This is a genomic window from Novosphingobium sp. (genome assembly GCF_020852455.1).
Classification (GTDB): Bacteria; Pseudomonadota; Alphaproteobacteria; order Sphingomonadales; family Sphingomonadaceae; genus Novosphingobium.
Window position 1 is genome coordinate 13,597 of sequence record NZ_JADZAT010000017.1, and the last position, 22,598, is coordinate 36,194.

At 63.6% G+C, this 22,598-nt stretch carries 33 protein-coding genes; 30 read left to right on the forward strand and 3 right to left on the reverse strand.

Features of this window, described 5'->3' with window-relative positions:
* Positions 1-3: 3 nt before the first annotated feature.
* From rplD to IT549_RS09200, 30 genes are all read left to right on the forward strand, one after another.
* Positions 4-630 (forward strand): 50S ribosomal protein L4, encoded by a 627-nt coding sequence (rplD, locus tag IT549_RS09055; RefSeq protein ID WP_292972247.1) that lies wholly within the window; start codon positions 4-6, stop codon positions 628-630.
* Positions 623-928 (forward strand): 50S ribosomal protein L23, encoded by a 306-nt coding sequence (locus IT549_RS09060; RefSeq protein WP_292972249.1) that lies wholly within the window; start codon positions 623-625, stop codon positions 926-928. Before rplD ends, IT549_RS09060 begins: the two co-directional genes overlap by 8 nt.
* Before the next feature lie 8 nt (positions 929-936).
* Positions 937-1,773 carry a 50S ribosomal protein L2 gene (gene rplB, locus IT549_RS09065; RefSeq protein WP_292972252.1) on the forward strand — a complete coding sequence of 279 codons (837 nt, stop codon included), beginning with the start codon at positions 937-939 and terminating at the stop codon, positions 1,771-1,773.
* 6 nt (positions 1,774-1,779) lie between these two features.
* Positions 1,780-2,058: a 30S ribosomal protein S19 gene (gene rpsS / locus IT549_RS09070; RefSeq protein WP_292972254.1), complete on the forward strand. Its 279-nt coding sequence runs from the start codon at positions 1,780-1,782 to the stop codon at positions 2,056-2,058.
* Entirely contained in the window at positions 2,058-2,435 is a 378-nt protein-coding gene (gene rplV / locus IT549_RS09075; protein WP_292972257.1) for a 50S ribosomal protein L22, read from the forward strand. The genes rpsS and rplV overlap by 1 nt, the downstream gene beginning before the upstream one ends.
* A 3-nt stretch (positions 2,436-2,438) precedes the next feature.
* Positions 2,439-3,149, forward strand: coding sequence for a 30S ribosomal protein S3 (gene rpsC, locus IT549_RS09080; RefSeq protein ID WP_292972259.1), 711 nt, complete (start codon positions 2,439-2,441; stop codon positions 3,147-3,149).
* A gap of 2 nt (positions 3,150-3,151) precedes the next feature.
* Positions 3,152-3,586, forward strand: a complete 435-nt coding sequence (gene rplP / locus IT549_RS09085) for a 50S ribosomal protein L16 (RefSeq protein WP_292972262.1) — start codon at positions 3,152-3,154, stop codon at positions 3,584-3,586.
* Entirely contained in the window at positions 3,586-3,786 is a 201-nt protein-coding gene (gene rpmC, locus IT549_RS09090) for a 50S ribosomal protein L29 (protein WP_292972264.1), read from the forward strand. Before rplP ends, rpmC begins: the two co-directional genes overlap by 1 nt.
* Before the next feature lie 10 nt (positions 3,787-3,796).
* Positions 3,797-4,066, forward strand: a complete 270-nt coding sequence (gene rpsQ / locus IT549_RS09095; protein WP_100866242.1) for a 30S ribosomal protein S17 — start codon at positions 3,797-3,799, stop codon at positions 4,064-4,066.
* 85 nt (positions 4,067-4,151) lie between these two features.
* Positions 4,152-4,520, forward strand: coding sequence for a 50S ribosomal protein L14 (gene rplN / locus IT549_RS09100; RefSeq protein ID WP_292972268.1), 369 nt, complete (start codon positions 4,152-4,154; stop codon positions 4,518-4,520).
* On the forward strand, positions 4,520-4,843 hold the full coding sequence (rplX, locus tag IT549_RS09105) for a 50S ribosomal protein L24 (protein WP_292972270.1): 324 nt from the start codon (positions 4,520-4,522) through the stop codon (positions 4,841-4,843). The genes rplN and rplX overlap by 1 nt, the downstream gene beginning before the upstream one ends.
* Positions 4,836-5,411 (forward strand): 50S ribosomal protein L5, encoded by a 576-nt coding sequence (gene rplE, locus IT549_RS09110; protein WP_292972272.1) that lies wholly within the window; start codon positions 4,836-4,838, stop codon positions 5,409-5,411. The genes rplX and rplE overlap by 8 nt, the downstream gene beginning before the upstream one ends.
* A 20-nt stretch (positions 5,412-5,431) precedes the next feature.
* The gene (rpsN, locus tag IT549_RS09115) at positions 5,432-5,737 is read left to right on the forward strand and encodes a 30S ribosomal protein S14 (protein ID WP_292972274.1); all 306 of its coding nucleotides are present in this window, start codon (positions 5,432-5,434) and stop codon (positions 5,735-5,737) included.
* A 10-nt stretch (positions 5,738-5,747) separates the two neighbouring features.
* A complete protein-coding gene (rpsH, locus tag IT549_RS09120) occupies positions 5,748-6,143 on the forward strand; it encodes a 30S ribosomal protein S8 (protein WP_292972276.1) in 396 nt (131 codons plus the stop codon).
* Complete coding sequence (rplF, locus tag IT549_RS09125) at positions 6,143-6,676, forward strand: 50S ribosomal protein L6 (RefSeq protein ID WP_292972278.1); 534 nt, start codon at positions 6,143-6,145, stop codon at positions 6,674-6,676. The genes rpsH and rplF overlap by 1 nt, the downstream gene beginning before the upstream one ends.
* Entirely contained in the window at positions 6,676-7,017 is a 342-nt protein-coding gene (gene rplR / locus IT549_RS09130) for a 50S ribosomal protein L18 (protein ID WP_292972280.1), read from the forward strand. Before rplF ends, rplR begins: the two co-directional genes overlap by 1 nt.
* A 1-nt stretch (position 7,018) precedes the next feature.
* The gene (rpsE, locus tag IT549_RS09135) at positions 7,019-7,732 is read left to right on the forward strand and encodes a 30S ribosomal protein S5 (protein WP_292972282.1); all 714 of its coding nucleotides are present in this window, start codon (positions 7,019-7,021) and stop codon (positions 7,730-7,732) included.
* A gap of 6 nt (positions 7,733-7,738) precedes the next feature.
* Positions 7,739-7,915 carry a 50S ribosomal protein L30 gene (gene rpmD / locus IT549_RS09140; protein WP_088307932.1) on the forward strand — a complete coding sequence of 59 codons (177 nt, stop codon included), beginning with the start codon at positions 7,739-7,741 and terminating at the stop codon, positions 7,913-7,915.
* Positions 7,916-8,085: 170 nt separating this feature from the next.
* The gene (locus IT549_RS09145; RefSeq protein WP_292972286.1) at positions 8,086-9,207 is read left to right on the forward strand and encodes an acyltransferase; all 1,122 of its coding nucleotides are present in this window, start codon (positions 8,086-8,088) and stop codon (positions 9,205-9,207) included.
* A gap of 70 nt (positions 9,208-9,277) precedes the next feature.
* A complete protein-coding gene (gene rplO, locus IT549_RS09150) occupies positions 9,278-9,757 on the forward strand; it encodes a 50S ribosomal protein L15 (RefSeq protein ID WP_292972289.1) in 480 nt (159 codons plus the stop codon).
* Positions 9,758-9,879: 122 nt separating this feature from the next.
* Positions 9,880-11,229 carry a preprotein translocase subunit SecY gene (gene secY / locus IT549_RS09155; protein WP_292972292.1) on the forward strand — a complete coding sequence of 450 codons (1,350 nt, stop codon included), beginning with the start codon at positions 9,880-9,882 and terminating at the stop codon, positions 11,227-11,229.
* A 21-nt stretch (positions 11,230-11,250) separates the two neighbouring features.
* On the forward strand, positions 11,251-11,898 hold the full coding sequence (locus IT549_RS09160; RefSeq protein WP_292972295.1) for an adenylate kinase: 648 nt from the start codon (positions 11,251-11,253) through the stop codon (positions 11,896-11,898).
* Positions 11,899-11,938: 40 nt separating this feature from the next.
* Positions 11,939-12,496 carry a hypothetical protein gene (locus tag IT549_RS09165; protein ID WP_292972298.1) on the forward strand — a complete coding sequence of 186 codons (558 nt, stop codon included), beginning with the start codon at positions 11,939-11,941 and terminating at the stop codon, positions 12,494-12,496.
* A 528-nt stretch (positions 12,497-13,024) separates the two neighbouring features.
* Positions 13,025-13,393, forward strand: a complete 369-nt coding sequence (gene rpsM, locus IT549_RS09170) for a 30S ribosomal protein S13 (protein ID WP_292972301.1) — start codon at positions 13,025-13,027, stop codon at positions 13,391-13,393.
* A gap of 54 nt (positions 13,394-13,447) precedes the next feature.
* Positions 13,448-13,837, forward strand: a complete 390-nt coding sequence (gene rpsK, locus IT549_RS09175; protein WP_088307824.1) for a 30S ribosomal protein S11 — start codon at positions 13,448-13,450, stop codon at positions 13,835-13,837.
* A gap of 106 nt (positions 13,838-13,943) precedes the next feature.
* On the forward strand, positions 13,944-15,002 hold the full coding sequence (locus IT549_RS09180; RefSeq protein WP_292972304.1) for a DNA-directed RNA polymerase subunit alpha: 1,059 nt from the start codon (positions 13,944-13,946) through the stop codon (positions 15,000-15,002).
* A 108-nt stretch (positions 15,003-15,110) separates the two neighbouring features.
* The gene (rplQ, locus tag IT549_RS09185) at positions 15,111-15,524 is read left to right on the forward strand and encodes a 50S ribosomal protein L17 (protein WP_292972306.1); all 414 of its coding nucleotides are present in this window, start codon (positions 15,111-15,113) and stop codon (positions 15,522-15,524) included.
* A 161-nt stretch (positions 15,525-15,685) separates the two neighbouring features.
* Entirely contained in the window at positions 15,686-17,875 is a 2,190-nt protein-coding gene (locus IT549_RS09190) for a prolyl oligopeptidase family serine peptidase (RefSeq protein WP_292972309.1), read from the forward strand.
* Positions 17,876-18,014: 139 nt separating this feature from the next.
* Entirely contained in the window at positions 18,015-18,608 is a 594-nt protein-coding gene (locus tag IT549_RS09195; RefSeq protein ID WP_292972311.1) for a hypothetical protein, read from the forward strand.
* Between the two features lie 126 nt (positions 18,609-18,734).
* Positions 18,735-19,286, forward strand: a complete 552-nt coding sequence (locus IT549_RS09200) for a hypothetical protein (RefSeq protein WP_292972313.1) — start codon at positions 18,735-18,737, stop codon at positions 19,284-19,286.
* Here IT549_RS09200 and IT549_RS09205 read toward each other — a convergent pair.
* The 3 genes from IT549_RS09205 to IT549_RS09215 are packed head-to-tail and all read right to left on the reverse strand — an operon-like array spanning position 19,280 to position 22,549.
* Positions 19,280-20,224: an alpha/beta hydrolase gene (locus tag IT549_RS09205; RefSeq protein WP_292972315.1), complete on the reverse strand. Its 945-nt coding sequence runs from the start codon at positions 20,222-20,224 to the stop codon at positions 19,280-19,282. The genes IT549_RS09200 and IT549_RS09205 overlap by 7 nt on opposite strands.
* Before the next feature lie 31 nt (positions 20,225-20,255).
* A complete protein-coding gene (locus IT549_RS09210; RefSeq protein ID WP_292972317.1) occupies positions 20,256-21,059 on the reverse strand; it encodes an alpha/beta fold hydrolase in 804 nt (267 codons plus the stop codon).
* Positions 21,056-22,549, reverse strand: coding sequence for a wax ester/triacylglycerol synthase family O-acyltransferase (locus IT549_RS09215; protein ID WP_292972319.1), 1,494 nt, complete (start codon positions 22,547-22,549; stop codon positions 21,056-21,058). Before IT549_RS09215 ends, IT549_RS09210 begins: the two co-directional genes overlap by 4 nt.
* Positions 22,550-22,598: the final 49 nt, after the last annotated feature.

The following is a 22,598-nucleotide window of genomic DNA, read 5'->3' on the forward strand; positions in this document are numbered from 1 at the left end:
GTCGTGAAGGTCAAGGTCCTCAACCTCGATGGTTCGGCCGCCAAGGGCGAAGTCGAACTCAACGATGCGGTGTTCGGTCTCGAACCGCGCGCTGACATCCTCCACCGGGTCGTCACCTGGCAGCTCGAAAACCGCCGCGGCATCGCCCGTGCAACGCGTGAGCGTTCGGACGTGGCCCGCACCGGCAAGAAGTTCGGTCGCCAGAAGGGCGGCGGTACGGCTCGTCACGGCGATCGCAAGGCGCCGGTGTTCATCGGCGGCGGTAAGGCCCACGGTGCCCGCCTGCGTGAATTCGACGTGTCGCTGAACAAGAAGGTCCGTGCACTCGGCCTCAAGATGGCGCTCTCGGCCAAGGCCAAGCAGGGCCTGGTCGTGGTCGACAGCCTTGACGTCAAGGACGCCAAGACCAAGGCCGTTGCCGAACAGCTCGCCAAGGCGAACTGGGGCAAGAAGGTGCTGGTGATCGACGGTGACGCCGTGAACGCGGACTTTGCCCGCGCTTCGGCCAACCTGGTGGGCGTCAACGTCCTCCCCGCGATCGGCGCCAATGTCTACGACATCCTGAAGCATGATACGCTGGTGCTGACGCGCGCCGCGGTCGAAAAGCTGGAGGCACGTTTCAATGGCTAAGACAGCAATCGACACGCGTCACTATGACGTGATCGTGGCTCCCCACATCACCGAAAAGGCGACGCTGGCCAGCGAGCACAACGCCGTGGTCTTCAAGGTAACGGAAAGCGCAACCAAGCCGCAGATCAAGGCTGCGGTCGAAGCGCTGTTCGACGTGAAGGTCGTGAGCGTGAACACGCTGACCCAGAAGGGCAAGACCAAGCGGTGGAAGGGCAAACCCTATCGCCGTTCGGACGTGAAGAAGGCGGTCGTCCGTCTGGCTGAAGGCCAGTCGATCGACGTCACCAGCGGGATCTGAGGCGCACCATGGCACTCAAGAACTACAACCCGACCAGCCCGGCCCGTCGCGGCCTGATCCTGGTCGACAAGTCGGCGCTGTGGAAGGGCAAGCCTGTCAAGGCTCTGACCGAAGGCAAGCGCAAGACCGGTGGCCGTAACAACAAGGGCCACGTCACCTCGCGCGGGATCGCCGGCGGTCACAAGCAGAAGTACCGCTTCATCGATTTCAAGCGTCGCAAGTGGGATGCTCCCGCGACTGTCGAACGCCTGGAATACGATCCCAACCGCACCGCGTTCATCGCCCTCATCAAGTATGCGGACGGCGAACAGGCCTATATCATCGCGCCGCAGCGCCTCGCCGTTGGCGACAGCGTTGTTGCCGGTGAAAAGACCGACGTGAAGCCGGGCAACGCGATGCTGCTCAGCCAGATGCCGGTCGGCACCATCTGCCACAACGTGGAGATGAAGCCGGGCAAGGGCGGCCAGATCGCACGTTCGGCGGGCACCTATGTGCAGATCGTCGGCCGCGACCGCGGCATGGTGATCGTGCGCCTGAACTCGGGCGAGCAGCGCTACCTGCGCGGCGATTGCATGGGCACGGTTGGCGCGGTTTCGAACCCCGACAACCAGAACCAGAACTTCGGCAAGGCCGGGCGTACGCGCTGGCAGGGCCGTCGTCCGCTGACCCGCGGTGTCGCCAAGAACCCGGTCGACCACCCGCACGGCGGTGGTGAAGGCCGCACCTCGGGCGGCCGTCACCCGGTCACCCCGTGGGGCAAGCCGACCAAGGGCGCCCGGACCCGTAACAACAAGCAGACGGACAAGATGATTATCCGTTCGCGTCACGCCAAGAAGAAGAGGTAAGCCACCATGGCACGCTCCGTCTGGAAAGGCCCCTTCGTCGACCTGCACCTGCTGAAGAAGGCGGAAGCCATGCAGGATCAGGGCGCTCGCGCCGCACCGATCAAGACCTGGTCGCGTCGTTCGACGATCCTGCCGCAGTTCGTCGGCCTGACGTTCAACGTCTACAACGGCCACAAGTTCGTCCCCGTTTCGGTCAACGAAGAAATGGTCGGCCACAAGCTCGGTGAATTCGCGCCCACGCGCACGTTCCCCGGTCACGCTGCCGACAAGAAGGGTAAGCGCTAATGGGCAAGGCAAAAGCTCCGCGCCGGGTTGGCGATAAGGAAGCCCTGTCGGTCGGCACCACGATCCGTGGTTCGGCCCAGAAGCTCAACCTGGTTGCCGCGCTGATCCGCGGCAAGAAGGCCGAAGAAGCCATGAACATCCTCGCTTTCTCGAAGCGGGCGATGGCGGTTGATGCCCGCAAGGTGCTCGCCTCGGCGATCGCCAATGCGGAAAACAACCACAACCTCGATGTCGACGCTCTGGTCGTCAGCGAGGCTTCGGTCGGCAAGTCGATCACCATGAAGCGTTTCCACACGCGCGGCCGTGGCAAGTCCACGCGCATTCTCAAGCCGTTCAGCCGGCTGCGCATCGTGGTCCGCGAAGTCGAGGAGGCCTGATCCATGGGTCACAAGTCAAACCCCATCGGCCTGCGCCTCCAGATCAACCGGACCTGGGACAGCCGCTGGTACGCCGAAGGCAAGAACTACGGCAAGATGCTTGAGGAAGACCTCAAGATCCGCAAGTTCGTGGTTGAAACCGTGCCGCAGGCTGCGATCAGCAAGGTTGTGATCGAGCGTCCGGCCAAGGTCTGCCGCGTGTCGATCTATGCTGCCCGTCCCGGTGTGATCATCGGCAAGAAGGGCGCGGACATCGAAAAGCTGCGTTCGCAGATCGCCAAGATGACCGACAGCGACGTCAAGCTGAACATCGTTGAAATCCGCAAGCCGGAAATCGATGCCAAGCTGGTTGCCCAGGGCATTGCCGATCAGCTGATCCGCCGCGTGGCGTTCCGCCGGGCGATGAAGCGCGCGATGCAGTCGGCCATGCGCCTTGGTGCCGAAGGCATCAAGATCACCTGCTCGGGCCGTCTCGGCGGTGCGGAAATCGCCCGTATCGAGCAGTACCGCGAAGGCCGCGTTCCGCTGCACACGCTGCGCGCGAACATCGACTATGCCGAAGCGGAAGCGCTGACCACCTACGGCATCATCGGCATCAAGACCTGGGTCTTCAAGGGTGAGATCCTCGGTCACGATCCGATGGCGCAGGACCGCCTGATGCTGGAAGCCCAGACCTCGGGCGTGCGTCCGGCGCGTGAAGATCGCAGGAACTAATCATGCTGCAACCGAAGAAAACCAAGTTCCGCAAGGCCTTCAAGGGCCGGATCAAGGGCGACGCCAAGGGCGGCACCGATCTGAACTTCGGTTCCTACGGCCTCAAGGCCATGGAACCGGAACGCGTCACCGCGCGCCAGATCGAAGCAGCCCGCCGTGCTATCACCCGCCACATCAAGCGTCAGGGACGCCTGTGGATACGTATCTTCCCGGACGTGCCGGTTTCGAAGAAGCCTGCCGAAGTCCGTCAGGGTAAGGGCAAGGGTTCGGTCGAATACTGGGCTGCTCGGGTCAAGCCGGGCCGGATCCTGTTCGAGCTGGACGGCGTTGCCGGTCCGCTCGCCGCTGAAGCCTTCAGCCGCGCCGCGATGAAGCTGCCGATCAAGACCAAGGTCGTTGCCCGTCTGGGTGACACCAGCCACCTGGGAGGCGAATAATGGCCAAGACTGCTGACCTGCGCACCAAGAGCGACGACCAGCTGGCCGGTGACCTTGCCGACCTGAAGCGCGAGGCCTTCAACCTGCGCTTCCAGGCTGCCACCAACCAGCTCGAGCGTCCGGCGCGCATCAAGGAAGTGCGCCGCGATATCGCTCGGATCAAGACGCTGCAGGGCGAACGCGCCCGTAGCAGCAAGTAAGGAGCCCACGATGCCCAAGCGTATCCTGATCGGGACCGTGGTTTCCGACAAGACCGACAAGACCGTGGTCGTGAAGGTCGAACGCAAGGTGAAGCACCCGCTCTACGGGAAGATCATCCGTCGTTCGAAGAAGTATCACGCCCACGACGAAGACAACGCGTTCAAGACTGGCGAGACCGTTCGCATCGAGGAAACCCGCCCGATGTCGAAGCTCAAGACCTGGAAGGTCATCGAGCGCGTCACCGCCGGCAAGACCGCCGCTGTAGAGGCAGACGTTTGAGCGCCTTCGCGCTCAGGGCCGACGCCTAAGTTTTCTTGGAACTGCCGGACTGGTTTCGGCAAGCCATTAGGAAGGAACCGGATCAATGATCCAGATGCAATCCCAGCTTGATGTCGCTGACAACAGCGGCGCCAAGCGCGTCCAGTGCATCAAGGTGCTGGGCGGATCCAAGCGCCGCACGGCCGGTGTGGGCGACATCATTGTGGTGTCGGTCAAGGAAGCCCAGCCGCGCACCAAGGTGAAGAAGGGCGACGTGCACCGCGCGGTTATCGTCCGCACCCGCAAGGACGTCCGTCGTCCCGACGGTTCGGTGATCCGTTTCGACAGCAACGCTGCCGTGCTGATCAACAAGAACGCCGAACCCATCGGCACCCGTATCTTCGGCCCCGTGGTCCGCGAACTGCGCGGCAAGGGCTACATGAAGATCATTTCGCTCGCTCCGGAGGTGCTGTAATGGCCGCCGCGAAGATCAAGAAGGGCGACAGCGTCGTCGTCCGTTCGGGCAAGGACAAGGGCCGCACCGGCACCGTCCTGCAGGTCATGCCGAAAGAGGGCAAGGTCCTCGTTTCAGGCGTGAACGTGGCTGCCCGTCACCGCAAGCCGAGCCAGGTGAACCCGCAGGGCGGCATCGACCGCCGCGAGGCTCCGATGGCCATTTCGAAGGTCGGCCTGGCCGACCCCAAGACCGGCAAGGCCACCCGCGTGCGCTTCGAAACGTCGAAGGACGGCAAGAAGGTCCGCGTGGCCGCCAAGTCCGGGGAGAAGATCGATGGCTAAGTACACGCCCCGCATGAAGGCCAAGTACGACGCGGAAATCGCTAAGGCGATGACCGAGAAGTTTGGCTACAAGAATGCGATGGAAGTGCCCAAGATCGAAAAGATCACGCTCAACATGGGCGTGGGCGAAGGCAGCCAGGACAAGAAGAAGGTCCAGACCGCTGCCGAGGAAATGGCGCTGATTTCGGGCCAGAAGCCCGTGATCACCAAGGCGAAGAAGTCGATCGCGCAGTTCAAGCTGCGTGAAGGCATGCCGATCGGTTGCAAGGTCACCCTGCGCCGCGAACGCATGTTCGAATTCCTCGATCGCCTGATCACCGTCGCAATGCCCCGCATCCGCGACTTCCGTGGCCTCAATCCCAAGTCGTTCGACGGCCGCGGGAACTATGCCATGGGCCTGAAGGAGCAGATCATCTTCCCCGAGATCAGCTACGATCAGATCGAGAAGGTGCGTGGGATGGACATCATCGTCACCACCACTGCCAAGACCGACGAGGAAGCGCGCGAGCTGCTTCGCCTGTTCGGTTTCCCGTTCCCGGCGGAAGCCGAAGCCGCGCAAGCGGCCTGAGTTAGAGAGAGCTTAAGTCCATGGCGAAACTGAGTTCCGTGAACAAGAACGAGCGTCGCAAGAAGCTCGTCAAGAAGTATGCGGCCAAGTATGCGAAGCTGAAGGCTGTTGCCGACGACAAGTCGCTCGATGAAACCGAGCGCCTGATCGCCCGGCTGAAGCTGGCCGAAGTTCCCCGCAACGGGAACCCGACCCGCGTTCGCAACCGCTGCGTAACCACCGGCCGCCCGCGCGGCTACTATCGCAAGTTCGGCCTTTGCCGCGTTGAGCTGCGTGATCTTGCCAACAAGGGCATGATCCCGGGCGTGACCAAGTCGAGCTGGTAAGGATCAAGCGATGGCACTGACCGATCCCCTGGGTGATATGCTCACCCGCATCCGCAACGGCCAGCGTGCGAAGAAGGACTCTGTCCTTTCGCCGGCTTCGAAGCTGCGCGCTCGCGTGCTCGAAGTTCTGCAGCGCGAAGGCTATATCCGTGGTTATTCGGAGGACGCCACCGGCGCCCACCCGCAGCTGCGGATTGAACTGAAGTATTTCGAGGGCGAACCCGCGATCAAGCATGTCGCCCGCGTCTCCAAGCCTGGCCGCCGGGTCTACTCGGGTTCGAAGGAACTCCCGGTGATCCGCAATGGCCTGGGTATCACCATCGTCTCGACGCCGCGCGGCGTGCTTTCGGATGCCGAAGCGCGCGCCCACAACGTCGGTGGCGAAGTGCTGGCGGAGGTGTTCTGATGAGCCGCATCGGTAAAAGGCCGGTTGTTGTTCCCGGCGGCGTGACCGCCGCGATCGCCGACGGCACCCTCACCGTGAAGGGCCCCAAGGGCACCCTCACGCTGAGCCTCGCTGACGACGTGACCTACGCGGTCGAGGAAGGCAGCATCTCGGTGCAGCCCGCCAACGACACCAAGCGCGCCCGCTCGTTCTGGGGCATGCAGCGCACCCTGGTGCAGAACCTCGTGACCGGGGTGACCGAAGGGTACACCAAGGTCCTCGAGATCACCGGTGTCGGCTATCGTGCCAACGCTCAGGGCAAGAACCTGAAGCTGCAGCTCGGTTACAGCCACGACGTCGATTTCGCGGTGCCGGAAGGTATCGAGATCAAGACGCCCGACAACACCACGATCGAGATCTCGGGCATCGACAAGCAGAAGGTCGGCCAGGTTGCGGCCGAGATTCGCCGTTGGCGCAAGCCTGAACCCTACAAGGGCAAGGGCATCAAGTACCGCGGCGAGTACATCTTCCGCAAGGAAGGGAAGAAGAAGTAATGGCCAAGCTGAACCTTTTCGAGCGCCGCCGTCGGCGCGTTCGCACCGCGCTCAAGGCGCGCGCCGGTGGCCGTCCGCGGCTTTCGGTGCACCGTTCGGGCCGTCACATCTACGCCCAGATCATCGACGATGTCGCCGGGCGCACCGTGGCTGCTGCCAGCACGCTGGGCACCAAGGGTGGCTCGAATGTCGAAGCCGCTGCCAAGGTTGGTTCGGCTCTGGCCGAAGCCGCCAAGAAGGCTGGCGTGACCACCGTCGTGTTCGATCGCGGCGGCTTCCTGTTCCATGGCCGCGTCAAGGCGCTGGCTGACGCCGCGCGTGAAGGCGGGCTGGAGTTCTAAGATGGCTGACGAAACCAACATTGAAGCCGAAGTCGCCGTTGTCGAAGCGGCTCCCGAAGGCGAGCAGCGCGAAGCGCGCGGCCGTGGCCGTGGCCGCGGTGGTGATCGTGGCGGCGACCGCGGTGGCCGTGGTCGCGGACGTGACGATCGTCGCGGCCGTGGCGGCGACGAGGACGGCGGCGAAGAGCTGATCGAAAAGCTGGTCCACATCAACCGTGTCTCGAAGACCGTGAAGGGCGGCAAGCGCTTCGGTTTCGCGGCGCTGGTCGTGGTCGGCGACGGCAAGGGCCGCGTGGGCTTCGGTCATGGCAAGGCACGCGAAGTGCCGGAAGCCATCACCAAGGCAACCGCTTCGGCCAAGAAGAAGATGGTCCGCGTTCCGCTCAAGGAAGGCCGCACCCTGCACCATGACGGCAAGGGCCGTTTCGGCGCCGGCAAGGTCAACGTCCGCTCGGCTCCGGCCGGGACCGGGATCATCGCGGGCGGCCCGATGCGCGCCGTCTTCGAAAGCCTGGGTGTTGCCGACGTGGTGACCAAGTCGGTCGGCACTTCGAACCCCTACAACATGATCCGCGCCACCTTTGACGCGCTGGTGAGCCAGACTTCGCCGAAGTCGGTGGCTCAGCGCCGCGGCAAGAAGGTTGCCGACCTGCTGGGTCGCGGCGGTGCAAGCGCAGCGGAAGCTGAAGCTGCCGCCGGCGCCATTACGGAGTAACACGCGATGGCCAAGATCAAGATCAAGCAGATCGGTTCGCCGATCCGTCGCCCGGAAAGCCAGAAGAAGATCCTCATCGGTCTTGGCTTGGGCAAGATGCACCGCGTTGTCGAACTTGAAGACACCGCCGAAGTGCGTGGCGCGATCGCCAAGCTGCCGCATATGGTGGCTGTGGTCGATTGATGGTACATTGCCCTGCCGCTGCGGCAGGGTAGTTTGTCCGCCTGTCGGTAAAGAGGCGATCCGGTTAGTCCTGCGATCCTCCAGCGGCAGTATACACAAGAAGTCCCGGCGAAAGCCGGGACTTTTTGTTTGGACTGGGCTAGACCGCGCCTGGCACCAAAGGGGGCGCAATGGGACTGCTCAGGGTATTGCTGGCGCTAGCCGTGCTGTTCGAGCACACCGGCGGCCTTGGCGACGAGCGGGGCGGTTACTGGATGATCGGCGGGCCGCTGGCGGTGCAGGCCTTCTTCGTCATTTCGGGCTTCTACATGGGGCTGGTGCTGAACGAGCGGTACGATCGCCCCGCGCTCAACCGCGCCTTCTACCTCAACCGGGCGATCCGGATCTATTCGATCTATTTCCTGTTCCTGGCGCTCTATCTGGCGGTCTTTGCGCTGGCGCAGTGGCAGACCGGGCATTCGCCGCTCGATCCGTATTTCTCCAGCCTGGTCACATGGCCGGAAAAGCTGGGCCTGGCGCTGCTCAACCTGACGGTGATCGGGCAGGACCTGCCGCTGTGGCTGCGGATCGAGGACGGGCAGCTCGCCTGGACCACCCAGGCCTTTGGCACCGGGCCGCTTGACGTGTTCCACTTCATGGCGATCCCGGTTGCCTGGTCGCTCAGCCTTGAGCTGTGCTTCTACCTGATCGCGCCGTTCATCGCCCGGCGCAGCTGGCAGCAGATTGCCGCGCTGTTCGCCGCATCGGTCATGCTGCGACTGAGCGCGGCCGGGCTGGGCTTCACCGCCGATCCGTTCAGCTACCGCTTCTTCCCGTTCGAGCTGGCACTGTTCCTGGCCGGGGTGCTGGCCTACAAGGCCTGGGCGGCCAATCACCAGCGCTGGGACGGGGCCGGGGCGAGGGCGCTCGCACTGGCGGTTCCGGCCGCGACGCTGGCCTATCCGCTGCTGCTGGGGGACTGGCCCGAAACGGCGTTCTTTACCCCGCCGCGGATCCTCTATCTGCTGCTGATCGCCTGCGCCTTGCCCGCGGTCCATCAGTGGAGCCGCAATTCGGTGCTCGATCGCCAGATCGGTGAGCTGTCTTATCCGCTCTATCTCAATCAGTTGCTGGTTCTGGGCCTGCTGGCAGGCTGGCCGGCGCTGGGCGCGAATGCCTCCGTGCGGACCGTGGCGGTCGCGCTGGTCAGCCTGGCGCTCGCCTGGGTGGTGGTGCGCTTTGTCGATGCCCGGATCGAGGCCTGGCGCCGCCGTCTGGCGGCCCGGGCGGGGGCGCAGCAAATAGGGGGGTGACATCGCCCGCCGCTTCGCCTAAGGGCGCGCCTCCTATCAGCGCGACTAAAAGCGAAAGCGAGTGCAAATCATGAAACTGAACGATATCCGTGACAATCAGGGTGCCCGCAAGTCCCGCATGCGCGTCGGACGCGGCATCGGTTCGGGCAAGGGCAAGACTGCCGGCCGCGGCCAGAAGGGTGCCAAGGCACGTTCGGGCGTCAGCATCAACGGCTTTGAAGGCGGCCAGATGCCGCTGCACATGCGGATCCCGAAGCGCGGCTTCAACAACATCTTCGCCAAAGACTATGCCGAAGTGAACCTGGGCATGGTCCAGAAGGCGATCGACGCCGGCAAGCTTGATGCCAAGAAGGACATCGATCACGCCGCGCTGAAGGCCGCTGGCCTGGCCCGTGGCGGCAAGGACGGCGTCCGCCTGCTCGGCAAGGGCGAACTGAAGGCCAAGGCCAAGTTCGTGGTTGCCGGGGTTTCAGCCGGGGCCAAGGCCGCGGTCGAAAAGGCCGGCGGTTCGGTCGAAGTGCCTGCCGAAAAGGCCGCTGCCAGCGAATAAATCGACAGTCATGTTCGGGCGGGGGTTACCAATCTCCGCCCGAACCCTATATGGACGTCTGATTTACAGGGGACGCGGCAGTCCGGATCGCTCCGGACGCCCAGCATAGGCATTTTCAGAGCATGGCATCACGCGCCGACAATCTCGCGAGCAACCTGAGCCTCGCCAACTTCTCGAAGGCGACCGAGCTCAAGAAGCGCATCTGGTTCACAATCGGTGCACTGATCGTGTTCCGCTTCCTCAGCTTCGTGCCGCTGCCCGGGATCGACCCGCTGGCGCTGAAGGCGTTCATGGAACGCAGCTCGGGCGGGATCCTCGATTTCTTCAACATGTTCTCGGGCGGCGCGCTGGCCAACTACAGCCTGATCTCGCTTGGCGTGATGCCCTACATCACCGCCTCGATCGTGGTCCAGCTGGCCGCTTCGCTGCATCCATCGCTCGCCAGCCTCAAAAAGGAAGGCGAAAGCGGGCGGCGCAAGCTCAACCAGTACAGCCGCTATGGCGCGGTCTTCCTCAGCGTGCTGCAGGGCTACGCCGCGCTGCGCAACGCCGATATCCAGGGCTTCGCGATCGATCCCGGCCCGCTGTTCTATGCGGCCGGGCTGATCTCGCTGGTCGGCGGCACCATGTTCCTGCTGTGGCTGGGCGAACAGATCACCAGCCGTGGGATCGGTAACGGCACCTCGCTGATCATCATGGCGGGGATCGTGGCCGGCATGCCGACCTTCTTCTCCAACATGTTCACCCAGTACGGCACCGGGGCAATCAGCGGTTTCACCATCGCCGCGCTGATCGGGATGATCGTCGGCCTGGTGCTGATGATCTGCTTCATGGAACGCGCCACCCGCCGCCTGCTGATCCAGTATCCCAAGCGGGCCAGCCAGAACGGCATGATGCAGGCCGATCGCAGCCACCTGCCGCTGAAGATCAACACTGCCGGCGTGATCCCCCCGATCTTCGCCAGCTCGCTGTTGCTGCTGCCGCTGACGATCAGCCAGTTTGCCGGCAATTCGGTTTCGCCGGATTCGACGATGGGCAACGTGCTGGTGTCGATCAACCAGTACCTGGGCCACGGCAAGCCGCTCTACATGCTGCTCTATGCGCTGGGGATCATCTTCTTCTGCTTCTTCTACACCGCTGTGGTGTTCAATCCGGAAGAGACGGCGGACAACCTCAAGCGCAACGGTGGGTTCATTCCGGGCATCCGTCCCGGCAAGAACACCGCGACCTACCTTGATTACGTGCTGACCCGGATCACCGTGATTGGCGCGATCTACATCACCATCGTCTGCGTGCTGCCGGAATATGTCATCGCCCAGACCGGGATCGGATCGCTGTTCCTGGGCGGCACCAGCCTGTTGATCGTGGTCAACGTCACGGTCGATACAATCACGCAGATACAGTCGCACCTGCTGGCCCACCAGTATGGTGACCTGATCAAGAAGGCGAAGCTGAAGGGGCGCTTGCGCTAACCGGCGAACGGGGGTTTGAACGTGGACATCATCCTGCTTGGACCGCCCGGAGCGGGCAAGGGCACCCAGGCCCAGCGTCTGGTCGAAGCGCACGGCATGCGCCAGCTTTCGACCGGAGACATGCTGCGCGCGGCCGTCAAGGCCGGGACTGCGGTGGGTCTGCAAGCCAAGGCGGTGATGGACCGGGGCGAACTGGTTTCGGACGAGATCGTTTCCGCGCTGATCGGTGAAGAGCTGGACGCGATGGGCGCCGGGCAGGGCGCGATCTTCGATGGCTATCCGCGTACTGCCGCCCAGGCTGAAAGCCTTGATGCGATCCTGGCCGCGCGTGGCCGCAAGCTTGAACACGTGATCGAGCTTGAAGTCGATGAAGACGCACTGGTCGAACGGATCTGCGGTCGCTTCACCTGCGCCAATTGCGGCAAGGGCTATCACGACAAGTTCGAACAGCCCCGCCAGCCGGGCGTCTGCGACAAGTGCGGCAGCCATGAATTCAAGCGCCGGCCCGACGATAACGAGGATACCGTGCGCACCCGCATGGCCGAATATCGCGCCAAGACCGCGCCGATCCTGCCGATCTATGATGCGCGCGGGATTGTGACCCGGGTTAACGGCATGGCCGAAATCGACCATGTGACAGCGGCGATCGAACGCATTATCAAGGGCTGACACGCCGCCGACCGATCGCGCGGCGATTGGGGAGGCAGCCATGTTTCGAACCATTGTGGGCGCCGCGACCTGCGCACTGGCAATCGTCCAGGCGCCACCGGCCCGCGCCGAAGTCGTCCAGCAAGGCGATACCGGATTTGTCGTTCGCCACAGCGCCGAGGTTCCGGCCGATCAGATGGCGGTCTGGAAGGTGCTGATCGCTCCGGCCAGGTGGTGGTCAAGCGATCACACCTGGTCGAAGGACGCCGCCAACCTCTACATCGATGCCCAGGCCACCGGCTGCTTCTGCGAAAAGCTGCCCAAGCCCGCCGATGCCCCAGCCGACCAGCGCATGGGCAGCGTCGAGCACATGCACGTGATTTTCGCCGATCCCCAGCGCGGCCTGCTCCGCATGTCCGGCGCGCTGGGCCCGCTGCAGGGCGAGGCGCTCAACGGAACGCTGACGATCGCGCTCAAGAAGACCGATACCGGAACCCGGATCGAGCTCGAATACGTGGTCGGCGGCTACATGCGCTTCAAGGGCGAGGAAATCGCGCCCGCGGTTGACGGCATGTTGAGCGGGCAGCTGGCGGGGCTGGCGAAGGCGGCCGGGGGGTAGTGCGCCTCCCGGGCCTGTCCGGGACCTTTCCTACAGGCCGACGACCTGTCATCCTCACAGCCACCGCGTTCTTTGACATCGTCGATTGTTCGCCCGAAATCGCCCTAGCCTGGCCGCTTTATGCTGGTTGAAGGAAGCTCCGCGCATGGGTTTTATCAACTAGCTCGGAATTGTCGTTTGTTTTCAGAGAGGGCGTTTCCCCGATCATGCGCTTCACAGGCCTGAGTATGAACAAAAATGCCCCGGATGACCGCCCAATCCACTCCTGCTGTCGCTAATCGCTTTGACCACGAACCCGCGCCGCGATATGCATTGCCCCCTAGGCCGCGCCCGTGCCCGCCCATATCTGGTGCGGGCCGTTGACATGTATGGCGAATCGCCCTAAGCGCGCCGCTCAACCGAACAAAGGGGTCGTCCGGAAGGCGTAAGTCATTGCACTCGCCAGCCGGGCTTTTTGCCGTTTTGCCGGTTGAAGCGTTGAGATGGAAGGTTCGCACCCGCTGCCTTCCGTGGAGCATGGAGAATTAAGTGGCTCGAATTGCCGGGGTCAATATCCCCACCAACAAGCGCGTGATCATCGCGCTCACCTACATTCACGGCATTGGCTCGTTCAAGGCCCGCCAGATCGTTGACAAGCTTGGTATCGATCACACGCGCCGCGTGTCCGATCTGAGCGATCAGGAAGTGCTGCACATCCGCGAAGCGATCGACGCCGATCACACCGTTGAGGGTGACCTGCGCCGCGAAACCGCGATGAACATCAAGCGCCTGATGGACCTGGCCTGCTATCGCGGGCTGCGTCACCGCAAGGGCCTGCCGGTCCGCGGTCAACGCACCCACACCAACGCCCGCACCCGCAAGGGCAAGGCCAAGCCGATCGCCGGCAAGAAGAAGTAAGCCAGGGGTAACCCCTCAGGCTTTCCCTTCCCGAATTCGAGTAGGACGAGAAAAATGGCACGCGAACCCCAGCGCATCAAGCGCCGCGAGCGTAAGAACATCACCAGCGGCATCGCGCATGTGAATGCCAGCTTCAACAACACCATGATCACCATCACCGACGCCCAGGGCAATGCGATTTCCTGGTCGAGCGCCGGCATGATGGGCTTCAAGGGCAGCCGCAAGTCGACCCCCTATGCCGCCCAGGTGGCTGCGGACGACGCCGGCAAGAAGGCCGCCGAACACGGCGTGCGCACCCTTGAGGTTGAAGTGAAGGGCCCGGGCTCGGGCCGCGAAAGCGCACTGCGTGCGCTGCAGGCGGTCGGCTTCACCATCACTTCGATCCGCGACGTGACGCCGATCCCGCACAACGGGGTCCGTCCTTCAAAGCGTCGCCGCGTCTGATTTGCCGTTCGCGGGTGGGGCTTTCCCGCCCGCGCTTTCGGATCGGCTGCCCAGCCTGCAGGCAAAGCAGCCGTTCCCGCCAGAACAAAACCCCAAGGGGAACCATATGTCCGTCAATATCAAGAACTGGCAGGAACTGAAGAAGCCCAACAGCCTCGAAGTGAAGAGCGGCAGCGACGCCAAGCGCCGCGCGACCTTCGTGGCCGAACCGCTTGAGCGTGGTTTTGGTCTGACGCTGGGTAACGCGCTGCGCCGCGTTCTGCTCTCGTCGCTGCAGGGCGCCGCGATCACCTCGATCAAGATCGAGAACGTGCTGCACGAATTCAGCTCGCTGGCCGGTGTGCGCGAAGACGTGACCGACATCGTGCTCAACGTGAAGCAGATCGCGCTCAAGATGCAGGGCGAAGGCCCCAAGCGGCTCCAGCTCTCGGCCACCGGTCCGGGCGAAGTGACCGCCGGTGACATCGCCGTTTCGGGCGACATCGAGGTGATGAACAAGGATCTGGTGATCTGCCATCTCGACGAAGGCGCGACGCTGAACATGGAACTGACCGCTGACACCGGCAAGGGCTATGTCCCGGCCGTCGGCAACCGTCCGATTGATGCGCCGATCGGGCTGATCCCGGTCGACTCGCTCTATTCGCCGGTCCGCCAGGTCAGCTACAAGGTCGAGAACGCCCGCATCGGGCAGGAGCTTGACTATGACAAGCTCAGCCTCTCGGTCGAAACCGATGGCACCGTCACGCCGGAAGACGCCGTGGCCTATGCCGCGCGGATCCTGCAGGACCAGCTCTCGCTGTTCGTCCACTTCGAAGATGCAGTGCCGATGGGCTCCTCGCCGATGATCGGCATGGCCGCTCCGGCTGCCGAAGAAGGCGACACCAACCAGCTCAACCGCTACCTGCTCAAGAAGGTGGACGAGCTGGAACTGTCGGTGCGTTCGGCCAACTGCCTCAAGAACGACAACATCATCTACATCGGCGACCTGGTCCAGAAGACCGAGGCCGAGATGCTCCGCACCCCGAACTTCGGCCGCAAGAGCCTCAACGAGATCAAGGAAGTCCTGAGCTCGATGGGCCTGCGTCTGGGCATGGACATCCCCGGCTGGCCGCCTGAAAACATCGAGGAAATGGCCAAGAAGCTCGAACAGGAGCTGCTGGGCTAAGCAATCCGGGGCGCCTTCGGGCGCCCCGCCACGGTACCGGCGGCCACCGCAAGTGTTGCCAGGTCTGGGCTACCTCACACGGGCCCTTAACGAACGAAGGAAAGACAAATGCGTCACAAACTTGGCGGGCGTAAGCTCAACCGCACTTCCAGCCACCGCAAGGCCCTGTTCCGCAATATGGCCGCGGCGCTGATCAAGCACGAACAGATCACCACCACGCTGCCCAAGGCGCGCGAACTGCGTCCCTATGTCGAAAAGCTGATCACGCTGGCCAAGCATGGCGGCCTGTCGAACCGCCGTCTGGCGCATGCCCGCCTGCTCGACGATGCCCAGCTGGTGAAGCTGTTCGACGTCCTGGCCGCGCGTTACGCTGACCGTGCCGGTGGCTATACCCGCGTGATCAAGGCCGGTATCCGCGCTTCGGACGCTGCGCCGATGGCGGTGATCGAACTGGTCGATCGCGATGTGTCGGCCAAGGGTCAGGATTCGGGCCCGGTCTTCTCGGAGGACGACGGCGAATAATCGCTGACGTTCGTCGAACGACGAATTGCAAAGGCGGCGGCAGGCTCTACCCTGTCGCCGCCTTTTGCATTCTTGGGGGAGAACCATAAGTGACCCGTCGCGCCCGCGCCGCCCTTGGCGCCCTGCTTGGCCTGTGTGCCGTTTCCGTACTGGCTGAAGATATGAAGCTGACTTACCCCGCCACGCGCAAGGGCGATGTGGTTGAAGAGCAGTTTGGCGAAAAGGTCGCCGATCCTTATCGCTGGCTCGAAAACGACGTACGCACCGATCAGGACGTCGCTGGCTGGGTGGCGGAACAGAACCGCGTGACCCAAGGGTACTTCGCCACGCTGCCGCAGCGCGGCTGGTTTGCCCAGCGGATCCGGGCGCTGATGGACTATGAACGCTTTGGTCTGCCGCAGAAGGCCGGCAAGTTCTATTTCTACACCCGCAATTCGGGATTGCAGAACCAGTCGCAGCTGTTCGTGCGCAAGGGGCTCGACGGCACAGCCAGGCTGCTGATTGATCCCAACACCTGGGCCAAGGATGGCGCCACTGCGCTCGACGCGTGGGAACCTTCGAAGGGCGGCAAGCTGCTGGCCTATGCGGTGCAGGATGGTGGCAGCGACTGGCGCACGATAAAGGTGCTCGATGTAGCCAGCGGCAAGGTCCTGAAGGACGAGATCAAATGGGCCAAGTTCACCAACATCGCCTGGATCGGCGACACGGGATTCCTCTATTCACGCTTCCCCGCGCCGGTGGAGGGGCAGGCATTCCAGCAGCTCAACAAGAACCAGGAAGTACGCTTCCACCGCATCGGCACACCGCAGAGCGCCGATGAGTTGGTCTACTCCACACCGCAAAGCCCGGACTATGGCCACAGCGCCGAAGTGACACACGATGGCCGCTGGATGGTAATCACCACGGCCGAGGGGACCGACAGCAAATATGAAGTGCATCTGATACCTTTGGTGGGCCAGGTGCCACCTCCGCATCTGGCGGCGCCTGCAAACCTGCCGATATTCGATGCCCCAAAGCGCAGAAAGGTCACCCGCGACTGGATAGCGTACCGGTTGATTTCAGGGTTGGAGAATGATTGGCGGCTGATCGAAGGCGTGGGTGACACACTCTACTTCATGACCAACAAGGATGCGCCCAAGCTGAAGGTTGTGAAGTTTGACCTTTCGCCCAAGGCGCACGAGCCAACCCCGTGCACCGATCAGCAAGGCCAACCCTGCCTGATCTATCCCGCGATCTCAAAGACGATCGTCGCCGAGCGCGCCGAAACCCTCGAAAGCGCCAAGATCGTCGGTAACCGTTTGATCTTGTCCTACCTCAAGGACGCCAGTTCGACTGCGCAGGTCCTGTCGCTCGATGGCAAGCCGGTACGTGAGATCACACTGAATGCGATCGGCAAGGCCGCAGGCTTTTCGGGCAAGCCGGGCGATCCGGAAACCTTCTATGCCTTCACCAGCTTCAACCAGCCGGCGGCGATATATCGATTCGACAGCGAGACTGGCCAGAGCACGCCGTTTGCCAAACCCAAGCTCACTTTCAATCCCGACGACTACCTGGTCGAACAGCGCTTCTACACCTCGAAAGACGGCACCCGGGTGCCCATGTTCCTGGTTCGCAAGAAGAGCGTCGCCGCAGCCGGAACAGCCGTGCCGACGCTGCTCTATGGCTATGGCGGGTTCGATGTCGCGATGACCCCCAGCTTCTCCGCCACCCGGATGGCCTGGCTGGAAGCGGGCGGGGCCTTCGCCATGGCCAACCTGCGCGGCGGGGGCGAATACGGCAAGGCCTGGCACGACGCCGGACGCCTGCAAAACAAGCAGAACGTGTTCGACGATTTTATCGCGGCGGGGGAATACCTGATCGCCCAGGGGATCACGCCAAGGGATGGTCTGGCGATCCAGGGTGGGTCCAATGGCGGACTGCTAATTGGGGCAGTAGTCAACCAGCGGCCAGACCTGTTTGCCGCCGGCAACGCCGCCGTGGGCGTGATGGACATGCTGCGCTTCGATCGTTTCACCGCCGGACGCTATTGGGTGGATGACTATGGCTATCCCTCAAAGGAGGCCGACTGGAAGGTGCTGCGCGCCTATTCACCCTATCACAACATCCGCACCGGGGTGGCCTATCCGGCGATGCTGGTGACGACCGCTGATACCGATGACCGGGTGGTGCCTGGACACAGCTTCAAGTACACCGCCGCGCTGCAGGCCGCCGCAACCGGCAGCAAGCCGCACCTGATCCGGATCGAAACCCGGGCCGGGCACGGATCGGGCAAGCCGACCGACAAGGTGGTGGCCGAAGGCGCTGACGTGCTCAGCTTCCTGGCACAATGGACCGGCCTGACAGTGAAATAGGGACTGAGCGACTGTTCAGAAAACGCGCCTGTTAGCTGAACAGTTCCTGTCTGCACAGTTCAGGCTTGGGCCAAGGGCGAATCGGTAGACCATCCTCATACCCGGACATCCCCGTTCGGAACTGTGAAGGATGAAAGTCATGAAGACCCTCTCCAAAGCTCTGGCCAAGGGCACTATTGCCAGCATCGCGGCTGGCGCGATGGCGATCTCTTCGGCGACCCCTGCCTATGCCGGTCATCGTGACCGCGACGGGATCAGCGCGGGCGACGTCATTGCCGGCGCCTTGGTGATCGGCGGGATCGCCGCGATTGCCTCGGCTGCAAGCAAGAACGATCGCAACTATCGCGATTACCGCGGCTACCCCGGTGACTACGGCTATGACCGCGGCTACGACAATGATGCCCGCTGGCGCGGCAACCCCCGTCAGGCTGTGGAACAGTGCGTTCGTGCGGCTGAACAGTACGGCAGCCAGTACAGCTATGGCCGGGCCGATGTGGTCGATATCCGGCAGGTCAAGGACACCCGCTATGGCTTCGAAGTGAAGGGCCGGATCGCGGTCAACACCCGGGGTCGTGGCTGGAACCGTGGCGACAACGCCTACGGCCAGGGCTGGGGCGGTGACTACCGCGGCTGGAACCAGTCGATGCGCGGCTATGACAGCGGTTCGTTCAAGTGCAAGTATGAACGCGGCCGGGTGGTCGATGTCGATATCGATGGGATCCGCGGCTTCTAAGCCAAAGATCCAATGAAGACAGGCGGTTCAGGCCCCAGCAAGCCTGGACCGCCTAGTCTGTCGTGCAATGGGGCAATGCATGCGTCGGCACCGGGCCGGTGGGCTAGCCCGCTGGAGATATGGGACATGACCCGCAAGAGTTCACGCATCGCTGCGGCGCTGGCTTCAGTCGCCGCATTTTCAATGGCAGCAACGCCCGCCATGGCCCAGGGCTGGGGCTGGGGTGGCGGCTGGGGTGGCCATCATTATCGTCATCGCGACCGGGTTGACGCCGGCGACATCCTGACCGGGATCCTGATCATCGGCGGGATCGCAGCCATCGCCAGCGCGGCCAGCAATTCAAACAAGAACGATCGCCGCCGGGTTGAGGAACGCCGGTACCCCGATCAGGAATATCCGCGTCAGCGCTCGGCCGACTATGGCCAGGACAACCGCCCCGAATGGCGCGAGCGGTCGGGCACCGGTTCGGCATCGGGTGTGAACATCGACGATGCGGTCAACGCCTGCATTGATGAAGTCGCGCGCGGTTCGGCTCGGGTCGAAGCGGTGGATCAGGTCAATCGTGAAGGCCAGGGCTGGCGGGTGCAGGGCAAGACCATCAAGGGCGGAGACTTCGCCTGCGCGGTTGACGGTTCAGGCCGGGTTCGCGACGTGAGCGTCGACGGCAAGGCCTATTGAGCAAGCCAGGCTGAAACTGCGCCGAACAAGTCGCGGTAGAACATTTGCGCCGCGCGCGATTCAGCCACCAGCTGGAACGCGTGCGGCGCTCCTGTATAGACGTGGAGTTCAACCGGCACACCGGCTGCAGTCAGGCGCCGGGCGTAGTCGAGGTTCTCATCGACAAACAGGTCAAGTGCGCCAGTGCCGATCCACGTCGGGGGCAGACCATCCAGACTCTCGGCCAATGCCGGCGAGAACCAGCCCTTGCGGTGGTCATCGGGCGCATAGCTGCCCTGCAGGCTGGCCCAGCCGAACCGGTTGCTGTCCTTGGTCCAGACGAACTCGCCCGTGCAGGGATTGTTGTAACGGCACTGCGGCCCGCCGGTGCGATGATCGAGCATCGGGAAGACCAGGAACTGGGCTGCCAGTTGCGGCCCGCTCTGATCGCGCGCCATCAGCGCCACCGCCGCTGCCAGTCCGCCGCCAGCACTCTCGCCGATGATCCCGATCCGCAGGGGATCGACGCCCAGTTCATCCGCATGGGCCGCAAGCCAGCTGAGCCCGGCCAGGCAATCTTCCTGCGGGGCGGGGAAGGGGTGCTCCGGGGCCAGCCGATATTCGACCGAGGCGATCGGCAGGCCCAGCGCCTTGGCCATCGCCGCCGGGCCATGCTGCATCGACTTGGCCGAACCGATGATCATCCCGCCACCATGGATGTGGAGCAGCGCAGGGCGATCCCTGCCGCCCGGCGCGGGATCGTACCACAGCACCTCAAGCGGGCCTGCCGGGCCTTCGATCACCTTCACCTCGGGCCGCATCGCCGGCTCGCCCAGAATGTCGAACCGGCCTTCCGACATCTGCCGGATCAGCGGCAGGGTTTCGGCATTGAACGTGGCCGCCGGCATCATTTCGAGCAGCGGCAGCAGATCGGGCGCGATCAGGTGGCGGGTGGACATGGCAGCCTGTCTAGTGCGGAGGGCGTGCCCGTCAATGCAGCCGCGACTGCGGGAACATCCAGCGCTGTGACAGCCTGGGCTTGAACGGGGTCCATTCGCCTTCGGGCTGCTTCAGCCGATCGGCCAGCGCGACCATCACGCTGGGATTGACGCCAAGCCCGCAGTGGCTGGCATGAACCTCGATATTCTCGGTTTGCTGATTGCCGGCCTGCGGGTGCTGGACCGATCCACGCCAGTGGACGATCCCGTCGGTGCGGGTGAGGATCGAGGTGGTCGGCACCGGCGGTGCTTCGTCGAGCCCGGTGAACCGGCCGTGCTTGATCGGCTCGGGTTCCTTGCCGTTGAGCATTTCGAACAGGCGGCTGGCATTGGTGTGACGGCGATCGTCATGGATCGGGCTGCCAAGCGAGATCACCTGGCGCACCGCTTCGGGATGCAGCTTGGCCAGTTCGCGGGCAAAGACCCCGCCCAGGCTCCACCCGACGATCGAGACCTTGCGGCCGGTCTTGGCATGAATGTCTAGCAGCAGGCGCTCCATTTCATGCACGCGGGCCAGATCGACCCGGACGTTGCGACCCAGCTTCCAGCCATAGGCGTCATAGCCCAGCTGGTTCAGCAGCCGGCGCATCGGCTTGGTCGAACTGTCAGAGGCGAGGAACCCGGGTAGCACCAGCACCGGATGCCCATCGCCCTTGGGCAGCATGCCCAGCAGGTGCCGGGTGGCATAGAAGGCGGCCAGTTCGAACACGGCGCGGCCCTCGGTCAACGCCAGCAGAGGGTGCGGCGGGCGGGCTTCGATTTCCAGCGCTTCGCGCGCGGCGGTGGTTGCGGTCATTTCTTCTTGCTCTTCCCGGTTTTGGCGCCGCTCTTCCTGGCGGCTTTCTTGGATGGCTTTTCGGCAGCTTCGGCTGCCTTGGGTGCGGGAGCCGCCTTGGCAGCATCGCGCAATTCGGTGAAACTGTCTTCCATGCACTGCGCGTAGAAGTCCGGATCGGGCATCAGGTTGCGGCAGGCGGTGAAGGTGATCGTGGCTTCCTTGCAATAGCTTTGCACCACGTGGCCCAGGCCCAGCCCGTCGGTCAGGCACAGCAGGCCCATCATGCTTTCCAGCCGCGCGCCGCTGGAATAGATCGGCACCGGCGGACCGGGGACATTGGTCACCACGGTCGAGAAGGGCGGACCGACCCGGTTGGCGAGCCCCAGCCGGGTATAGAGCTGCGCACCCAGCGCCATGAACAGCGCAGGGGAAATCTTGCTGATCTCGGTCATGTTGCGCGCCCCGATCGCGTCGGTCATCGCCTTGGAATTGACCGTCTGGCCGTGGACATAGGCCAGCCGCTCCAGCGGGTCGGCGATATGCGTGCCCAGCGGCGCGATCATTGCGGCGACCTGGTTGCCCATGTCGCCCTTTTCGCCCGACGAGCGGACCGAAATCGGCGCCATCGCGGTCAGCGTCTTGTCGGGCAGGTCGCCATGCGCCGCAAGGTACTTGCGCAGTGCCCCGCCGATGATCGCGAGGAAGGCATCGTTGACCTTGGCGCCGGGCACCGCCTCGCGGATCGCCTTGATATCGGCCAGCGGGATCGAGCGTCCCTCAACCACCCGGTTGGGAGAGATCACCGCGTTGAACCGGGTGCGCGGGGCCAGCATCTCGCCGTGAAGCTTGAAGTCCTTGCTGACCAGTCCCTTGATCGCCTTGGCCACACCGGGCATCGCCTTGGCGGCAACGTCAAGCTGGCGCAGCGGGTTGGCGACGTTGTTGACCCAGCTCTTGGCCAGCAGCTCGGCGAAATTGGGAACCTCTTCACCCTTCCAGGTATCGGGCTCGTTCGGCGGCGGGGCATTGGGATCGAGCGTGTGGAGCGCCTCCATCAGGTCGATCCCGCTCATCCCGTCGATCGCGGCGTGGTGCACCTTGGTGACCATGGCGTAGCTGCCGGGTGCCACGCCAGGCACATTGTCGATCCCTTCGACAATCGTGAATTCCCACGGCGGACGCGACAGGTCGAGCGGGCGGGCAAAGATCCGCGCCGCCTGGATGCACAGCTGCCGCCAGTCCCCGGGCTTGGGCAGGGCAACGTGACGGACATGGTATTCGAGGTCGAAATCCTTGTCCTCGACCCAATAGGGATAGTCGAGGTCAAACGGCACCCGCACCAGCTTCTGCCGCATGGTCTTGGAAAGCTGCATCCGGCTTTCGAAAAAGCGCAGGATATCCTTGTAGCGGACAAAGCCGCCTGGCGCGGTTGCGGGGTTATAGATCAGGATCGAGCCGATGTGCATCGGCGAAGTGCGTGTTTCCAACGCAACGAACGATGCATCCATTCCCTGCAGCTGGCGCAAGCGATCTCTCTCCCCTCCTGCCGCCCGCTGT

What these genes read in the sequence shown, in the direction of transcription:
- rpsH (WP_292972276.1), top strand. Translation starts at nt 5,748, where the DNA reads ATGGCACTGACCGATCCCCTGGGTGATATGCTCACCCGCATCCGCAAC.
- rpsK (WP_088307824.1), top strand. Translation starts at nt 13,448, where the DNA reads ATGGCACGCGAACCCCAGCGCATCAAGCGCCGCGAGCGTAAGAACATC.
- rpsE (WP_292972282.1), top strand. Translation starts at nt 7,019, where the DNA reads ATGGCTGACGAAACCAACATTGAAGCCGAAGTCGCCGTTGTCGAAGCG.
- rplR (WP_292972280.1), top strand. Translation starts at nt 6,676, where the DNA reads ATGGCCAAGCTGAACCTTTTCGAGCGCCGCCGTCGGCGCGTTCGCACC.
- IT549_RS09205 (WP_292972315.1), bottom strand. Translation starts at nt 20,224, where the DNA reads ATGTCCACCCGCCACCTGATCGCGCCCGATCTGCTGCCGCTGCTCGAA.
- rplB (WP_292972252.1), top strand. Translation starts at nt 937, where the DNA reads ATGGCACTCAAGAACTACAACCCGACCAGCCCGGCCCGTCGCGGCCTG.
- IT549_RS09145 (WP_292972286.1), top strand. Translation starts at nt 8,086, where the DNA reads ATGGGACTGCTCAGGGTATTGCTGGCGCTAGCCGTGCTGTTCGAGCAC.
- rplV (WP_292972257.1), top strand. Translation starts at nt 2,058, where the DNA reads ATGGGCAAGGCAAAAGCTCCGCGCCGGGTTGGCGATAAGGAAGCCCTG.
- IT549_RS09210 (WP_292972317.1), bottom strand. Translation starts at nt 21,059, where the DNA reads ATGACCGCAACCACCGCCGCGCGCGAAGCGCTGGAAATCGAAGCCCGC.
- rplF (WP_292972278.1), top strand. Translation starts at nt 6,143, where the DNA reads ATGAGCCGCATCGGTAAAAGGCCGGTTGTTGTTCCCGGCGGCGTGACC.
- rplO (WP_292972289.1), top strand. Translation starts at nt 9,278, where the DNA reads ATGAAACTGAACGATATCCGTGACAATCAGGGTGCCCGCAAGTCCCGC.
- rplQ (WP_292972306.1), top strand. Translation starts at nt 15,111, where the DNA reads ATGCGTCACAAACTTGGCGGGCGTAAGCTCAACCGCACTTCCAGCCAC.
- rpmC (WP_292972264.1), top strand. Translation starts at nt 3,586, where the DNA reads ATGGCCAAGACTGCTGACCTGCGCACCAAGAGCGACGACCAGCTGGCC.
- rplX (WP_292972270.1), top strand. Translation starts at nt 4,520, where the DNA reads ATGGCCGCCGCGAAGATCAAGAAGGGCGACAGCGTCGTCGTCCGTTCG.
- rplE (WP_292972272.1), top strand. Translation starts at nt 4,836, where the DNA reads ATGGCTAAGTACACGCCCCGCATGAAGGCCAAGTACGACGCGGAAATC.
- secY (WP_292972292.1), top strand. Translation starts at nt 9,880, where the DNA reads ATGGCATCACGCGCCGACAATCTCGCGAGCAACCTGAGCCTCGCCAAC.
- IT549_RS09190 (WP_292972309.1), top strand. Translation starts at nt 15,686, where the DNA reads ATGAAGCTGACTTACCCCGCCACGCGCAAGGGCGATGTGGTTGAAGAG.
- rpsQ (WP_100866242.1), top strand. Translation starts at nt 3,797, where the DNA reads ATGCCCAAGCGTATCCTGATCGGGACCGTGGTTTCCGACAAGACCGAC.
- IT549_RS09195 (WP_292972311.1), top strand. Translation starts at nt 18,015, where the DNA reads ATGAAGACCCTCTCCAAAGCTCTGGCCAAGGGCACTATTGCCAGCATC.
- rpsC (WP_292972259.1), top strand. Translation starts at nt 2,439, where the DNA reads ATGGGTCACAAGTCAAACCCCATCGGCCTGCGCCTCCAGATCAACCGG.
- IT549_RS09165 (WP_292972298.1), top strand. Translation starts at nt 11,939, where the DNA reads ATGTTTCGAACCATTGTGGGCGCCGCGACCTGCGCACTGGCAATCGTC.
- rpsS (WP_292972254.1), top strand. Translation starts at nt 1,780, where the DNA reads ATGGCACGCTCCGTCTGGAAAGGCCCCTTCGTCGACCTGCACCTGCTG.
- IT549_RS09200 (WP_292972313.1), top strand. Translation starts at nt 18,735, where the DNA reads ATGACCCGCAAGAGTTCACGCATCGCTGCGGCGCTGGCTTCAGTCGCC.
- rplP (WP_292972262.1), top strand. Translation starts at nt 3,152, where the DNA reads ATGCTGCAACCGAAGAAAACCAAGTTCCGCAAGGCCTTCAAGGGCCGG.
- rplN (WP_292972268.1), top strand. Translation starts at nt 4,152, where the DNA reads ATGATCCAGATGCAATCCCAGCTTGATGTCGCTGACAACAGCGGCGCC.
- IT549_RS09060 (WP_292972249.1), top strand. Translation starts at nt 623, where the DNA reads ATGGCTAAGACAGCAATCGACACGCGTCACTATGACGTGATCGTGGCT.
- IT549_RS09180 (WP_292972304.1), top strand. Translation starts at nt 13,944, where the DNA reads ATGTCCGTCAATATCAAGAACTGGCAGGAACTGAAGAAGCCCAACAGC.
- IT549_RS09215 (WP_292972319.1), bottom strand. Translation starts at nt 22,549, where the DNA reads ATGGATGCATCGTTCGTTGCGTTGGAAACACGCACTTCGCCGATGCAC.
- rpsN (WP_292972274.1), top strand. Translation starts at nt 5,432, where the DNA reads ATGGCGAAACTGAGTTCCGTGAACAAGAACGAGCGTCGCAAGAAGCTC.
- rpmD (WP_088307932.1), top strand. Translation starts at nt 7,739, where the DNA reads ATGGCCAAGATCAAGATCAAGCAGATCGGTTCGCCGATCCGTCGCCCG.